The sequence below is a fragment of the Paenibacillus sp. XY044 genome (assembly GCF_002257645.1).
Taxonomy (GTDB): Bacteria; Bacillota; Bacilli; order Paenibacillales; family Paenibacillaceae; genus Paenibacillus_AQ.
Genome location: NZ_NQMO01000011.1, coordinates 118401 through 134579, shown reverse-complemented (window position 1 = coordinate 134579; position 16179 = coordinate 118401). Strand labels below are relative to the sequence as shown.

The window sequence follows — 16179 nt, the reverse complement described above, 5'->3', positions numbered from 1 at the left end:
CTTTTCTTCATGGAACGGAAAGGATACTCTGTCAGGGGGGGACTTATTTCATAAAATGCGGTTGGATAGACGCCAAACATGATGCGTTCGCCCACCTTTCTAGGCTTTATCCTGTCGCGTTTTCCATTCTACACCCAGTGACGAAATTCCTTGAATGAATTTCACCGCTTTACTTGACAACAGACAGCGATTGTACAAAGCTAAGGGCAGAGAGGAGGTTTATGATGGATAAGCAATGGAAGGCGCTGTGGATTTGGGGAGAGGGAGAGCCAAGCCCCCGAAATGAGTGGAGATGCTTCCGCAAGACCTTTGCCTATGAGGGGGACCCGGGGCGGCCCGTATCGCTCAGCATCACGGCGGATTCGCGCTACGTTCTTTTTGTAAACGGTTACTTGGCTGGCAGGGGAACGACGCGCTCCTGGCCTAAGGAGCAGATGTACGACACGTACAGCATCGGGCATTTGCTGCGTCCGGGGGAGGACAATACGATTGCGGTGCTCGTCCTTCACTTTGGGCTGGCTAATTTTTATTATCTCGCCGGGCGCGGGGGATTGATCGCCCAGGTAGAGCATGGGGACGAGGTTATCGCAGCCACGGACTGGACTTGGAAAACGGCCAAGCTGGCGGCCCAGGACAGCACGTCGCCGCGGATGTCCTGCCAGCAGGGGTTCGCCGAGGTGTATGACGCCAGGCTGTGGGACGAGGAATGGAACCGGCCGGGATACGATGACGCCTCCTGGAGTGCGGCTGCGGAAATCGGTCCGGCAGGCACGCAGCCGTGGACGCGGCTGATTCCAAGGGACATTCCGTTCCTGACGGAGGAGAAGAAGTATCCGTCCAAGGTGCTATCCCTGGCCCGCGTCAAGGCTCCCCGCTTCACGGCCGGCATCGACCTGCGGAACCAGATGGTGAAGGACAGCATAACGCACGCGAATCCGGTAGGCTTTACCGGGCTCTTGGCTACCGTGCTGGTCATGGAAGAGGACGGCGAAGTGGCCGTCGGCTTTCCGACCGGAATACGGGGCGACGATCTGTACGTCGACGGCATCCGCTGCAGCCCGGTGAGCGGAGAGCAGCCGGAGAAATATTATACGCTGACCTTGGGCAGCGGGAGCCATCTGCTGCTGATGGATATCACTTCGGGGGATCATGGCTCGGTGTTCCACATCGGGGTGGACAGCGAGGCGGCTTTTAAGCTGCGGGCTCCGCTGCATGCGGCCTTGAATGAGGAAGGAAATCCGTTTACGGCGGTCGGCCCCTTCGATGCGGTCGAGTATATCGATTACAAGGACGGCCGGGAGCTTCGCAGGGACCATCCGGACTATTTATGGCTGAAGACCATCCGGACAGAGCAGGATCTTCAGGGCCATGATCGCTGGGTACAGCCCGTATCGAGGCAGTTATATTCGGCCGTGGATGTATTCGGAGCCAGCGTGTGGCGGACGCTGATCGACAAGCATCCGGTGCCGCAGGCTCTGCAGTTTGCGGTGCTGCCGACGCAGGACTACGCGATGCTGGAGCCTTTCCCCGAGGGGGACTGCGAGATCGTTATTGATCTCGGCAAGGAGCGTTCCGGTTTTATCGGCTTGGAGCTGGACGCGCCGGAAGGAACGGTCATTGATGCGTACGGGATCGAATACATCAAGGACGATTACCGGCAGCATACCTACGGTCTCGAAAATACGTTCCGCTACATATGCCGGGACGGCCGCCAGTCCTACCTGTCGCCCGTCCGCCGCGGCTTCCGGTACCTGATCCTGACCATCCGCGGGCTGCGAGGGCCGGTGAAGCTGCACGAAGTGTACATCCTTCAGAGCACCTATCCTGCCGCGGAGGTCGGCGCGTTCCGCTGCTCGGATGCCCGGCTGAACGAAATTTGGGACATCAGCCGCCATACGACCCGGCTATGTATGGAAGACACGTTCATCGATTGCCCTTCTTATGAGCAGGTGTTCTGGGTCGGGGACAGCCGCAATGAGGCGCTCGTCAACTACTATGTGTTCGGCGTGACCGATATCGTCAAACGCTGCCTGCGGCTGGTACCGGGGTCGGCGGATATTACGCCGCTGTTTGTGAACCAGGTGCCGAGCGCTTGGAACAGCGTCATCCCGAACTGGACCTTCTTCTGGGCTATCGCCTGCCGCGAATTTATTTCCCATACGAACGACACGCCGTTCGCTGAGGAAATCTGGCCCGCGGTTCAGCTGACGATGGATGCCTACTTGGAGCATCTGAACCAGGACGGACTGCTGGAGTTGAAAGGCTGGAACTTCCTGGACTGGGCTCCGATTGACCAGCCGCGCGAAGGCATCGTGACCCATCAGAATCTGTTCATGGCCAAAGCGCTGCGTGATGCGGCGGCCATTGCGACGGCAGCCGGGCAGGGAGGAACCGCCGCAGCGTATGAGGCAGCTTCAGGGCGGCTTGCGGAAGCCATTAACCGCCATCTGTGGTCCGACGAGCGCCACGCCTATCTGGACTGCATCCATGCGGACGGCCGCCGCTCCGCTGCCTTCAGCATGCAGACCCAGGTGGTCGCCTACCTGTGCGGTGCCGCTGAGGGCAGCAGAAAAGCACTGATGGAAGCCTATCTGAAGTTTCCGCCCGCGGATTTCGTGCAGATCGGCAGCCCGTTCATGTCCTTCTTTTATTATGAGGCGCTGGAACAGGCCGGTCAGTTCGAGCTGCTGCTCGCCGACATTCGGACTCATTACGGGCAGATGATCGATAACGATGCCACCACCTGCTGGGAGATGTATCCGAACTTCAGCGAAAACCGGGCCAATCCGAATCAGTTGACCCGAAGCCATTGCCACGCCTGGTCCGCCGCTCCGGGTTATTTTCTGGGCGAATGCATTCTCGGCGTTAAGCGGCTGGAAGACGGATGGAGCAAGGTTGCAGTTGCTCCCCAGCCGTGCGGTTTAAGCTGGGCCAGCGGCGTCGTTCCGCTGCCGGCCGGCGGGGAAATCCGCGTCCGCTGGAACGTTCGGGACAGCCGGATGACGCTGCGCGTGGAGTCGCCGGCCGATGTGGAAGTGGAGGTGCGTTTTCCGGAGGGAATACAGGGCGAGGCCCAGCTTGTGTAACGTAACGGCAAGCAGGAGAACGGTCAAGCGGTTGTAGGGGGAAACGGACCTCATGCACCGGATGCCGGTGATTCCGTCCGCCTATCCCTGCCGCCGACTTGTACAAAAGGCTGCGGTGCAGCGGGGCTGTCCGCAGTTCTTTACTTTTTGTAACCATTTTAAACAGACAAGTTCTGTCAGGCATACATAGCAAACTTTGAAACCAAGGGCGGATTTTCGTAAGCGCGAAAAGTAACAGTCATTGAATCTACCATGCTATGATATACTGATAATAGGTAGATTATGGATGTTCTGGAGGGAGTTATGGACAAACCTTTCGTTTTCATCGGCTCATCCAGGGAAGCTATTCCGATCGTGAATGCGGTCCAGGAGGAACTGGAGCACTATGCGGTCGTGACTCCTTGGCATAGAGGAGTATTTCACGCCAACCGTTATACGATGGAGGACTTGGAGGCCCAGATCCAGGGTAGCGATTTTGCGGTTTTTGTATTCCACCCTGATGACGTCACGCTCGTACGGGGTAAGTTATATTATACAGCCAGAGATAATACGGTGTTTGAGATGGGGTTATTCTGGAGTAAACTGGGGAGAGAACGGGTATTTTTTCTCGTTCCTTCGCATATTCCTGAGCAGGAGGATGAGGAAGAGGAACGGATTGAAGGCTTTAAGACCCCTTCGGATTTGTTCGGCATGACCACGCTCACCTATCAGATGAACCCGCGCAACTGGAATGCGGCCGTGGGCGTATCGTGCAGCAAAATCGGCAGCATGATCGAGCATTGGGGCAGCAAACAGACCGATCCGTTCGAGCTGCTTCGCGAATCCGAGGAGGAGAGGGACAGGCTGCTGAAGATTATCGGCTTTTTTGAGGAACTGAATCATAAGCCTGCACTCGACACGGATATTTACAACCGGATCTGCCGGGCGCTGCGGTTATCGTTTATTTCCGCGCCATATACGGTCAGCGGCACAGCACTTTTCAAAGCCGGGGACCGTACAATAAAGCAGGTCGGCAGCGACGGGGTCGGGGAAATCGGCTATGAATATTCCTTGGATGCCAATGTCAACCTGAGACCGGGAGAAGAGCCGATTCATGTGGTGGACGTTCACGCCAGCGGAAATGTGACATTTAGTCAACGAAATCGCAAATCGGTTGTGAAGGAATATATCTTGTGTTATCCTTTAGCGAGAAGATACGTGTTCACGACCCACCTGAGGGGTTCTGTTCAGGTCACGGAGCAGATTTTTGAAGAGATATGTTATCTCAATAAAGCGTTACTGGATTCAATTCATGATTTATTAGGAGGGGAATCGTCATGAGTCAACGACACAGACCCACATCCCGTAAATATGGCCTCAGGAGTCCGGCGATCCTGCCTCTCAGCGGGCTGAAAAAAGTGGTAGCCCCGTCTGTTGACGGCCCAGACGAGACGTATACTGTTCTCTTCGAGAAGAAGGCGGAATACGGCAAACCCGTGTACAAATAATGACGTTAGACCGCACTCCGCAAGGATGCGGTTTTTTTGTTGCAGAAATGCGGCAGCGAAATTCAGTGAGAAAAGAAGGGAAGGAACTTGGCAGCTATGACATTACCCATCATCGATATCGGCGTTAATTTGATGAACTCATCGTTCGACCGCGACCGGGAAGAGGTTCTGGCCCGGTCCGGGGAGGCGGGCGTGGAACAGATGATCATTACCGGAACCTGTGTGGCAAGCAGCGAAGAGGCAGCGCAATATGCAAAGTTACATTCCGGCAGGCTGTTTTCGACAGCGGGTGTTCATCCCCACGACGCCAAGGACTGCGGACCGGATACGGCGGAGCGGCTGCGGCGGCTGGCCGGGCTGCCCGAGGTGGTGGCGATCGGCGAGTGCGGGCTGGACTACAACCGGGATTTTTCCCCGCGCGACGTGCAGCGCCGCTGGTTTGAGGAGCAGCTGCGTCTGGCGGAGGAGCTGGACATGCCTCTGTTTCTGCATGAACGGGACGCACATGCCGATTTTGCCGCGATGCTGAGAGACCACCCGGCATTGATCTCGCGCGCGGTGGTGCATTGTTTTACGGGCAGCGCGGAAGAGCTTCACGCTTACCTCGAGATGGGGCTGCATATCGGCATTACCGGCTGGATTTGCGACGAGCGGCGGGGCGGGCATCTGCGGGAGCTCGTTTCGGACATTCCGCTGGACCGCCTGATGATCGAGACCGATGCGCCGTATCTGACGCCGCGTGATCTGCGGCCGAAGCCGAAGGGCGGACGGAACGAGCCCGCTTTCCTGGCGCACATCCTCGAGGTCATTGCGGGCTGCAGAGGGGAAGAGCCTGCGGCGCTGGCCGCGGCAACGGTGCGGACAACCAAGAGCTTTTTCGGGATTTGAGAGATGCGGCTTCACGCCGCCCTAACCCTGACCATACCAGGACAGCCGCCACGGGCAGCCGGACGAGGCTGTCCTTTTTGGTGAAGATGGCGCAATCACGCTATAGATGGACCTCCGGCGTTCATGTATAATGTAAAGCGTCACGATGTGACATCTTTTTCTATTTTTAGACTCAAGGTGGATATAACGTTGAAATATTTGATCCAAAAAGGTTTTACGCTCCGGTTCACGATCAGCCTGCTTGTGGTTATTGCGATCCTGCTTACGATGTTGACCAGCATCACTTCAGCCGTTCAAGTCAACCGTGCCTCCTTAATCAGCAATTATCTTCAGAATAACGAGCAGTATGCCAGAAAGCTGGCTTCCAATACGAACGAGCTTCTCGTAACGATGCAGCAAAATATCAATGCGATTGCCAAAATATCCGGGCGAAGCCAGGAGATGGACGCCCAGCTCTTCGACGATCTGTTTCAGGAAAATACGCAGTATTTCAACTCCATTGTCGTCGCGGACGCCAACCGCGTCGTTCGGGCGCTCAGTCCGCATACGATCGGCATTGAAGTCGGGGATCAGCTGACCTCGGCCCAGAGCAAAATGGCGGTCTATTTGAAAGCGCCTTTTATTTCGAACCCCTACCGGGCGACGACAGGAAGGTTCATCATCCTCATATCGGCACCGATCGTTGATGCATCCGGCGAATATAAGGGGTTTGTCGGCGGAACGATTTATCTCGAGGATAAGAACGTGCTCAGCACGATGCTGAAGGAGCACTTTTTCGGCAACGGGTCATACGTCTATGTGGTAGAGAAGAACGGGGAAATCATTTTTCATCCAAATAAGCAGCGGATCGGCGAATCGGTCATCAGCAACCCCGTGGTTAAGAACGTCTTAATGAAAAAAAACGGTTCGCAGCGGGTGACGAACTCCGAAGGGGGCGAATTCTTCGCGGGCTACGCCTATGAACCGAGCAGCTCCTGGGGGATTATTTCCCAGACGCCGACGTCGGTCATTGCCAAGCCGCTCCATGATTTGATTACAAGGGTGCTTCTGGTTTCCCTGCCGTTTCTGCTGCTCATCCTCCTCTTGGGATGGTGGGTGGCCAGCCGGATTGCCAGGCCGCTCAATACGTTGGCACAATTTTCGGACCAGGCTACGCTCGGGCCGGGACGCCCGCAGAACGTGCCCGACATCAAATCTGCTTATTATGAGGTCAGGCTGCTGTCGCAAAGCGTCAAAATTGCGTTCCAGCACATGAATCAGGATTTGACCCAGCTTCGGAACGAAGCGAGCGTTGATGAGCTGACCGGGCTGGCCAACCGGAGGACGCTGGATACCGTGCTGCGGCAGTGGACGGAGTACCATGTGCCCTTTGCCGTCATTCTCATTGACATCGACCATTTCAAGCGTGTCAACGATACTTATGGGCATGTGCTCGGTGATCAGGTGCTGAAGCACCTGGCCCAGCTCATGCGGAACGTATCCCTGGAAGGGGATCTGTGTTTCCGCTATGGCGGCGAGGAATTCGGCATTCTGGTGCAGCGCAGCGGTCCGAGGGAAGCCGGCGTGGTGGCCGAGCGGCTCAGAAAAGAGATGGAGAGCTCCGCGAACCCGATCGGGGTGACGGTGACGATCTCGGCCGGCGTAGCGGCGTATCCCGAGCATGGCCGTTCGCCGCGCGATTTGATCCTGAAAGCGGACGAGTCGCTGTACCGGTCCAAGACCGGCGGGCGCAACCGCGTCACGCTGTCGGGGGAAGCCGAAGTTGCACAGGCACAGACGGGAAGGTAAGCGCAACATCATTTCATCTTTTTGGTAATTGGGAATTGTGTCTGCCGCGAAGCTGTGTTAACATGAGGATACCTATAATGATCGGAGGGTTCGCAAGATATGATCAATAACAAATTCCGTTTTATCACTTTGTGCCGCTAACTGAATAGTGCTCAAAGGCTCTGCCCCTGTGCGGAGCGAACGGGATTGGTCTGCATATCTTTTGGAACCCGATATATACGTGCCGAGCATGCGCTTTTTTGAGCATGCCGGGTATATGAGAGGGAGGGCGATCCGCCCTCTTTTTGCTGTCTTCAGGCAGCCGTAGGGCTTTCCTCATGCAACAACATAAAACCAGCCTGATTGGAGAATGCTTAGGAAGCCTTCAGCTTGACGGGCAATTGTCGTCAAGTAAGGGGTTCTTCTTTCCAGCGCTGGCATAGCCGTTCGCTTTAAACCACAGGGTACAGCCTGCGGTTTTTTCGTTTCATCAAACCATTCAAGCTAACCCGGAGGTAAAATATATGGAACCCATCCAACAAAAAGCGATACTGGTCGGCGTGAACCTGAACGGCCAGTCCGATTTCGAATACTCTATGGAGGAGCTCAGCAATTTGGCCGAAGCCTGTGAGGTGGAGGTCGTCGGGCAGCTTACGCAAAACATGGAGCGCGTCAACAAATCCCATTACATCGGTACCGGAAAAGTCGAGGAACTGGGCGGCTTATACCGGGGACTCGAGGCGAATCTGATCATTTTCAACGACGAGCTCTCGCCATCGCAGCTCCGCAACCTGGAAGCGGATTTGGAGTGTAAGGTCATCGACCGGACCATACTGATTCTGGACATTTTCGAACAAAGGGCAAAAACGCGGGAAGCCCAGCTTCAGGTGGAGGTAGCCCAATTGCAGTATATGCTGCCGCGGCTCGTGGGCCTGCGTGAGTCCTTGGGACGGCAGGGCGGCGGCGTCGGCATGCACAACCGCGGTTCGGGCGAAACCCGGCTGGAGCTGGACCGCCGCCGGATCGAGGAGAAGATCAGCGTCTTGAACAAGGAACTGGAATCGCTGGTGTTTCAACGGCAAACGCAGCGGAAACAGCGGAAGAAAAACGAGCTTCCGGTCGTGTCGCTGGTCGGTTATACCAATGCGGGCAAATCGACGATTATGAATGCCATGCTGGAAGCCTATACCCCGGGCGGGGCGACTGGCGAGAAGGCGGTATTCGAGAAGGATATGCTGTTCGCCACGCTGGAAACGTCCGTGCGGAGCATTCAACTGGAGGATCATAAAACCTTTCTGCTTACCGACACGGTCGGATTTGTCAGCAAGCTGCCCCATCATCTCGTCAAAGCGTTCCGATCGACGCTGGAGGAAGTGTCCGAGGCAGATCTGCTCATCCATGTCGTGGATTACTCGAATCCGAAGTACGAGCAGCTGATCCAAATTACGGAGAACACGCTGAAGGACATCGGCGTAACGGACATTCCTACGATTTTCGCCTACAACAAATGCGATCTGGCGGGTGTGGACATTCCGGAGGTCAAGGAAAAAAGCATCTATCTGGCGGCCAAACCAAGGATCGGAATGACCGAGCTGGTGGATCTGATCCGAGGCTCGGTGTTCAAGGATTACGTGACCTGCGAAATGCTGATCCCGTATGACCGGGGCCAGGTCGTTTCGTATCTGAACGAGCATGCCAGCATCCACTCGACCGAATATGAAAACGAAGGCACGCGGCTGGCATTGGAATGCCGGCTTCAGGACTTCGAGAAATATCGCGAATACGTAATAGAATAATCTGTCGAAAAACCTGCCGAATCCCGACGAGATGATGTCGTGACCGGCAGGTTTTTTGGCTGCAAACCGTTCGGATATATGGCCGTCTTTGGCAGCGTATTTCAACCGTTTGTAAGATTTATTGCAAAATTACATATTTCTGCATATTGGAACAGGCTAACGCCATATGATTTCTGCGTACGATGAAACCGTGTTTGCTTTATCAAACATACGACTTGAGAAATAGGAGGTTAGCCTATTGGAAATCCCAATCACAGGTTTGCTGTTTCATAACGAGGGTTCCGGTTCCGAACATGCTCACACCCTGCTTATTACATCGTGGGATGGAAGGCCGGTCAGGGTTCATGTTCATCCGTTTTCAGGTGATACTTCGTTTGATGTGGGGCACTATCATCACTACGCCGGAACAACGGAACCCGCCCCCAGCGGCGTTCCCCATGTCCACCGTTATCATGTGGAAACATCCTTTAATGATCAGCATATTCATTACATTCAAGGGACGACCGGACCAGCCATTCCTTTGCAGGGAGGCGGGCATTACCACGATTTCGCGGGTTACACAACCGTTAACGGCAGAATCCCGCATTCCCATCGGTATGGAGGCAGAACAGGGAACGAGGAAGAGTGAGTCGAGCTGCTATGCTCTGACGATCTTCCACAGGCTACCGGTTCCAGGAGTGGGGTGATGCTTACCCATCAGGCCAAAATCGACAAGGTAAAGTTCGTTTCCTGCGGCATTAAATTTGACATCAATGGGCCGAATCGGCCCTTGTTTCGTGGATTCGCCATGTGGATTGGTCAAAAAGTTCGAAATTTGTCCGGTATCCAGGTTTACCTTAACCACTTTGAATCCAGGAAGTTCTTCGGTTTTTTCAAAGCCGGATTCTCCAAACTGAGCGACAAAAAGCTCCCCGGGACCACCGAATTCGGCGTTTGTGCAAATATCAAATTTCATGGAAGCGCTATGCGGCTTGAGACGAGCCAGCGGTTGAGCGGCAAGCGAAGGATGGTTGCGGATCAGAAAGGTAGGCTTCGCTTGTTCCGCAGCATGAAAGTGGGGGAGGGTTACGGGCAACCCGCTAAACAACTCCGGAAATCCGTACCACCCCCCAGGTGTGACCTCCCAAATCTTATCCCAATCCAGCCTGACTTGCCGGCTTCCCCGCGGATCCGCACCATGGTCCGTTACGATCAGTTTCCCGTTCATTGGGGAAAATCTTAAACCGAACGTATTCCGGAAGCCGTCTGCGACGATTTGTAGGTGGCTTCCGTCAGGATTACAGCGGTAGATGACCCCGTTAGCCAACAATCGGCCTTGGACGATATCACCCTCTTTACTCGGAACTCCAAAGGCATGGTATGCTCCCGTTACTGCTGCATCCGGTGGAGTAGATAGCGGATCCCGGGATATGAAATTGGTGCCGATCAATTCCAAGTCTCTGGCCGGCACATCGTGAAATTGCGGGTGATACTTCAGTATCAGCATATTGTCCAGTCCTACAACAGCCGAATTCGTTGCGGTACCTACGGAAAAGTACAGTTTTCCATCAGGACCGAACAGAATATCTCCGGTAAAATGGTCCCCGCAAGTTCTGAGCCCGCTGACAATCGTTTGCCTTTTGCCATCCGGCGATACTCGAATAATTTCCCCGCATCCATCCGTAGGCTTTTCCCCTAAATTTCCTGCAGCCACATACAAATCCCCATTATGCCAGGCAATGCCTGTCACAGGACCTCCGATCCCCGAAGCGATTTCGGTAAAGGAGCCATCCGATTCCAGGCGAAGTACACGGCCTTTTCCTGGTTCAGTCCCGTAGGCAAACCCTGCTTCGGCAACATAGACGGCTCCCTGCGGATCAAATGTCATAACGGTCGGGAACGTGAGTCCCGTGGCGATCCGCGTTAACTTGAACCCCTTTTCCAATATGTAATCAGGCTTTTGAGTTTCATGTTGGGGTTTGAAAAGTTGTACAAAGGTCGACTTTAATTCTGTCAACGTATTGACTTGCGCCAGTTGAGACTTCATCAAGTCTTCGAGCCCCAATTGATTCGAAGAAACCGGCAAAAAGTAATCGTGGTAGCTGATGTACTCCTGCAATAATTCATACTCCCGGTCATGGAGTTCTTTAATACATTCCAGAACCGGACTGTACCTTATATTCACCGTTGCGGAAGGACTGGATATCCCAAGCGAGGCAGCGAGTTTCCTCAATGAATCCAATTGCTTTTCCTGCTTATTCAGCAGACCGGCCAGCGCTGCCTGCAGCTTGGGAAATGGATTATTCTCTTGAAGATGCCGGTACAGAAAATAATTGACCCATTCCCAGTGATACTGCTTTTGAACCATTCCCTGCGGAACATATTCGTTCATTATACACTCCTCCTCGATCCTCTAAAAGGAAAGTGGTGTTCAAGGATGTCTCTTGATTTCCAGACTATGGCTTGTAATGTATATTCCGTTTCGGTTTTCGATAGAATGGCGATTGCTTCATGAAACAATGGGCGTGCAGGCTATTTGTTTTCACTTTCCACCAGCTCATCAAGGTCGAAAAAGGCAGATATATTTCGACTTACATATCATTTCCCGGAAAATATTTGTCGGGCGGCAGCGCCAATGAAAAAACCATAGGGTGGCAGCCCATTTTGCGGTAAGCATCATTCAAGGCTAACGCTGAAAAGAAACGGCGGCGGACTAGGACTAAAAAAGTCTTAGACTGCCGCTGTTTTGTTATGCATAATCTTGTACTTTTTTAACAAAAGTATTTTTATTAACAAATTACCTTGACAGACAAAGTAATGTGTCTTATCATGCAGATATGGAGGTGATTGTATGAGCGACAACAAAATCACATCCGACCTGCTGCGAGGCCATACCGACACGATGATTTTACGACTCTTATCCGAAGCGGACCGCTACGGCTATGAAATTGTTAAGCTGATTGCCGAGCGTTCGGGCGGTGAGTATGAATTAAAGGAAGCCACGATGTACTCCAGCGTTCGGCGACTTGAAGGGGACGGTGATATCGAGTGGTATTGGGGCGATGAATCGCAGGGCGGACGGCGCAAGTATTTTCGAATGACCGAGAAGGGCAAGGACACTTATGAGCGCAACAAAAGCAATTGGGAGTACGCAAAGCGCGTGCTTGAAAACTTATTATAAGGAGAGTTGATCGTATGAATGAGAAATTGACGAACTATCTGAACGGGGTTTTTGCACCATACGACGGGGTGAAGAGCGTCAGCGAATTAAAGGCGGATTTACAATCCGATTTACAGGAACGGTTCCGTGAACTGAAAGCCGAGGGCAAGGACGATGAAACGGCTTTTGAAATGACCATTGACAGCATCGGTGACATTGAGCAAACCGTACTGGAGGTGGCTAACCTATCCCGTTCGCTGGAGCGGCAGGTACTGACAAACCTCAGCGCGAGCAACTTGGCAGAAAGCGACTTTGCGGGCGTTACCGCTCACAAGGGAAAATTCACATCCAGCATGCTGCGAGGCTCCGACTTCACGAACGCGGACTTGACCGGCAGCTCATTTAAGAGCAGCGACGTGAAGGATGCCCGTTTCGACGGGTCAAACCTGACCGACTGCAACCTGTCCACCCTAGACCTGGCGAATGCAAGCTTCAATAAATCGATCCTTGTGCGAACCAGCTTCAGCAAGTCGTGGCTGGCCGGAGCAAAATTCACCGGCGTAAAGCTGACCGACGTCAGCCTGACGATGACCGCTCTCAGTAAAACCGTCTTTGAAAACTGTGTTTTCGACGGGGTGGACTTCACATCTTCCGATCTGACAGGGCTGCGTTTTGACGGCCAAACCTTCATCGGCGTCAAATTCGACAAAGCCGGATTGAAAGAAGTTTCGTTCAAGGGCGCGACGCTCAAGAATGTGTCCTTCCAAGGGTCTGTGTTATCCAAGAAGTATTACCGTGCCATCAAAACCGTTTGCTTTGACGGTGCGACGATGGATAAGTTGACTTATGCCGCGCTCAAAGGCATAGAGGCAAATTTATCAAAAGTTACGGTTATCTAAAAGGGGGAAAAGGAATATGCCAAACAAGTCGATTCAAGTCAAAGGGCTGCAAAAATCCTACAAGCAGCATCAAGTCCTAAAGGGTGTTGATTTGGAGGTGGAACAGGGGAGTATTTTCGCCCTGCTCGGCTCCAATGGAGCGGGCAAGACCACGGTTGTCAGAATCCTCTCCACGCTGCTCAAACCAGACAGCGGTAGTGCGGCCATCAACGGGTTCGATGTGGTGTCCAAACCCGATCATGTGCGGCAGTCAATCAGCCTGACCGGGCAATTCGCCGCCGTGGACGAAATATTAACCGGACGGGAAAATCTGGTGATGATTGCCAAACTGCGATACCTCAAAAACCCGCGTCAGGTGGCGGATAACATGCTCCAACGCTTCGGCCTAACAGACGCCGCCAACCGCAAGGCGTCTACTTATTCGGGCGGTATGCGCCGCAGGCTCGACATCGCCTTGAGCCTTGTAGGAAATCCGCAGATCATTTTCCTCGACGAGCCGACGACCGGGCTTGACCCCGAGTCCCGCATCGAGGTTTGGAAAATCGTCAAGGAGCTTGCTGACAGCGGCACGACCGTATTTCTGACTACACAGTATTTGGAGGAGGCTGAGCAGCTTGCCGATCGAATCGCCATTTTGCATGAGGGCAGGATTATTGCGGGCGGCACGCTCGAGGAACTAAAAAAGCTGCTCCCGCCTGCTAAGGTAGAGTATGTTGAAAAACAACCGACATTAGAGGAGATATTCCTCGCCATCGTCGGCAAAAAGGAGGAAAAGTAAATGGAAGCAATAAAGAAACACTTTTTTAGCGATATGGGCGTTATGCTCGGACGTTCCATGCGTCATATTTTCCGCAGCATGGACACCATCATCACGGTTACCATCATGCCGATTGCGTTTATGCTGCTGTTTGTCTATGTGTTCGGAGGTGCCATTCAAACCGGAACGGATAACTATGTGAATTACCTGTTGCCCGGCATTTTGCTGATTGCGATTGCAAGCGGAATTTCGTATACCGCTTACCGGCTGTTTATCGATGTGCAGCGGGGCATATTCGAGCGGTTTCACTCCATGCCGATTTCACGTTCCACCTTACTGTGGGGGCATGTGCTGACCTCATTGGTATCCAACGCCATTTCTGTTGTCGTAATCATTTTCGTCGCACTCCTTATGGGCTTTCGCTCGTCCTCCGGGATCCTTTCATGGCTCGCCGTAGCCGGTATACTGGCACTGTTTACGCTAGCCTTGACTTGGGTCGCGGCGATTGCCGGACTGTCCGCCAAATCCGTGGATGGAGCAAGCGCCTTTTCCTACCCGATTATCTTCCTTCCGTTTATCAGTTCGGCGTTTGTACCGACCGAGTCGATGCCGCGGGTTGTTCGCGCCTTTGCGGAAAACCAGCCGGTGACCGCGATCGTGGAAGCCATCCGTGCGCTGCTGTCAGGTCAGCCGGTGGGCAATGATATATGGGTCGCTCTTGCGTGGTGTGTGGGGATTTTGCTCGTAGCGTATTTTTTCGCAATGCGGGTGTATAAGAAGCGGGTGTAATATAGTAAAACAAGAAAAGCAGCAATCCGGAACTCGAATAGATTTGGCACGTAACCCCACGCTAGCAGGAAGCGATCCATCCTGGACCGCCTCGAGTAAACGGTGCACGGCAGGTACAATAAACGGCGCAAGGCGGGTACACGGCGGCATCATACGGCTTCTTCGATTTTCCGCCGCAGGTTTTTCCGCTCCTCAGACGTCTTCATCACCCATCCATCATGAATCCAGCAAACCTTCCAATGAGACGAAACACAGCATTTTATCTAAGGTAAATATAATACTCGAGTCCCCAACAACCCAAGCAGGCAGTTCTTAAGGCGATGCTGCGAAGCTGGCCTTGGAGTTTTCTGATGCACTTGTATCAAAAGAAACTCCCTCAGCGGATTCAATAAAGGAGACTCTCTAAAGGAGCGCTCCTTTATTGATTTCGATCCCATGAATCACTGCTAATTCCACCCCGCTGCTTTACATCCGTCTGAATGGTCCTTCACCCCTAGGCTTTGTTTGCCGATGGTCCAATTGGGGTAAAAAGTGTAATAATCAAAAGCTGCCGTTCCAACGGATAATGCACCATGATCAGGGAATATTAGGCAGTGGACATGAAGACAGCGGGGTGAATGTGCAATGAAGGAAATACCGGAGCAACATGTTAAGCTGCACGGGTTTAACAACTTAACAAAATCGCTCAGCTTTAATATGTATGATATCTGCTTTACACGGACAAAAGAAGAGCGCGAGGCTTACCTGGAATACATTGACGAGCAGTATAATGCGGAGCGTCTGACGACGATTCTGAAGACGGTATCGGATATTATCGGGGCTCACGTGCTTAATATAGCCAAACAGGATTACGTACCGCAAGGGGCGAGCGTAACGATTCTCGTCTCCGAAGGGCCGGTGGTGGAGGTTCCTCAGGAATCCTATTCCGAATCGCCCGGGCCGCTGCCGGATTCGGTCGTCATGGCGCTCGATAAAAGCCATATTACCGTTCACACGTATCCGGAGTTTCACCCGGACGAGGGGATCAGTACCTTCCGGGCCGACATCGACGTATCGACCTGCGGCGAGATTTCCCCACTGAAGGCACTGAACTATCTCATTCATTCCTTTGACACGGATATTATGACTATCGACTACCGGGTTCGTGGATTTACGCGGGATATTAGCGGCCATAAGCTGTTCATCGACCACGATATCAATTCGATCCAGAATTACATCCCGGATGAGGTCAAGAATATGTACGACATGATCGATGTCAACGTGTACCAGGAGCATATTTTTCACACCAAATGCAAGCTGCGGGAATTCGACCTGGATAACTACTTGTTCGGCTATACAAAGGATTCGCTGAGTGAAGGCGAGCAGGAAGAAATCACAGAGCGGATTACGCTGGAAATGGACGAGATTTATTACGGCAAAAACCTGGTTTGAGGCAGCTGGGCTGTTGCGGCAGTGATAAATTTAAACTCGATAAACCGGTGGAGTCATGAGGAAAACCGAACTACGTTGACAATGAGGCGCTGTGCTCACACATATGAGTGCGGCGCTTTTCATTTGCTTGCGGTAGTAGC

Annotated in this window: 13 protein-coding genes; 12 read left to right on the top strand and 1 reads right to left on the bottom strand. The window is 53.1% G+C overall.

The window, feature by feature from the left end; all coding sequences use genetic code 11:
• Positions 1–224 precede the first annotated feature (224 nt).
• The 7 genes from CJP46_RS31275 to CJP46_RS31250 all read left to right on the top strand — a co-directional run bounded on the left by CJP46_RS31275 (position 225) and on the right by CJP46_RS31250 (position 9652).
• On the top strand, positions 225–3086 hold the full coding sequence (locus tag CJP46_RS31275; RefSeq protein WP_094599545.1) for a family 78 glycoside hydrolase catalytic domain: 2862 nt from the start codon (positions 225–227) through the stop codon (positions 3084–3086).
• A gap of 303 nt (positions 3087–3389) precedes the next feature.
• Positions 3390–4406 (top strand): TIR domain-containing protein, encoded by a 1017-nt coding sequence (locus tag CJP46_RS31270; RefSeq protein ID WP_179281405.1) that lies wholly within the window; start codon positions 3390–3392, stop codon positions 4404–4406.
• Positions 4403–4573, top strand: a complete 171-nt coding sequence (locus tag CJP46_RS36735) for a hypothetical protein (protein ID WP_179281404.1) — start codon at positions 4403–4405, stop codon at positions 4571–4573. Before CJP46_RS31270 ends, CJP46_RS36735 begins: the two co-directional genes overlap by 4 nt.
• 96 nt (positions 4574–4669) lie before the next feature.
• Positions 4670–5461, top strand: coding sequence for a TatD family hydrolase (locus CJP46_RS31265; protein ID WP_094599543.1), 792 nt, complete (start codon positions 4670–4672; stop codon positions 5459–5461).
• 189 nt (positions 5462–5650) lie between these two features.
• A complete protein-coding gene (locus CJP46_RS31260; protein ID WP_256992613.1) occupies positions 5651–7249 on the top strand; it encodes a sensor domain-containing diguanylate cyclase in 1599 nt (532 codons plus the stop codon).
• Positions 7250–7752: 503 nt separating this feature from the next.
• A complete protein-coding gene (gene hflX, locus CJP46_RS31255) occupies positions 7753–9024 on the top strand; it encodes a GTPase HflX (RefSeq protein ID WP_094599542.1) in 1272 nt (423 codons plus the stop codon).
• A gap of 238 nt (positions 9025–9262) precedes the next feature.
• The gene (locus CJP46_RS31250) at positions 9263–9652 is read left to right on the top strand and encodes a YmaF family protein (protein WP_094599541.1); all 390 of its coding nucleotides are present in this window, start codon (positions 9263–9265) and stop codon (positions 9650–9652) included.
• A gap of 9 nt (positions 9653–9661) precedes the next feature.
• Here the strand turns inward: CJP46_RS31250 and CJP46_RS31245 are convergent, their stop codons facing one another.
• Complete coding sequence (locus CJP46_RS31245) at positions 9662–11395, bottom strand: PQQ-dependent sugar dehydrogenase (protein ID WP_094599540.1); 1734 nt, start codon at positions 11393–11395, stop codon at positions 9662–9664.
• Between the two features lie 459 nt (positions 11396–11854).
• On the opposite strand from CJP46_RS31245, the gene CJP46_RS31240 reads away from it, so the two are divergent.
• The 5 genes from CJP46_RS31240 (at position 11855) to speD (ending at position 16039) form a co-directional block, all read left to right on the top strand.
• Entirely contained in the window at positions 11855–12184 is a 330-nt protein-coding gene (locus CJP46_RS31240; RefSeq protein ID WP_094599539.1) for a PadR family transcriptional regulator, read from the top strand.
• Positions 12185–12198: 14 nt separating this feature from the next.
• The gene (locus tag CJP46_RS31235) at positions 12199–13062 is read left to right on the top strand and encodes a pentapeptide repeat-containing protein (RefSeq protein WP_094599538.1); all 864 of its coding nucleotides are present in this window, start codon (positions 12199–12201) and stop codon (positions 13060–13062) included.
• A gap of 16 nt (positions 13063–13078) precedes the next feature.
• Positions 13079–13840, top strand: a complete 762-nt coding sequence (locus CJP46_RS31230; protein ID WP_094599537.1) for an ABC transporter ATP-binding protein — start codon at positions 13079–13081, stop codon at positions 13838–13840.
• On the top strand, positions 13841–14608 hold the full coding sequence (locus CJP46_RS31225; protein ID WP_094599536.1) for an ABC transporter permease: 768 nt from the start codon (positions 13841–13843) through the stop codon (positions 14606–14608). It abuts the gene before it with no gap.
• A 624-nt stretch (positions 14609–15232) separates the two neighbouring features.
• Positions 15233–16039 carry an adenosylmethionine decarboxylase gene (gene speD / locus CJP46_RS31220; protein ID WP_094599535.1) on the top strand — a complete coding sequence of 269 codons (807 nt, stop codon included), beginning with the start codon at positions 15233–15235 and terminating at the stop codon, positions 16037–16039.
• Positions 16040–16179 lie beyond the last annotated feature (140 nt).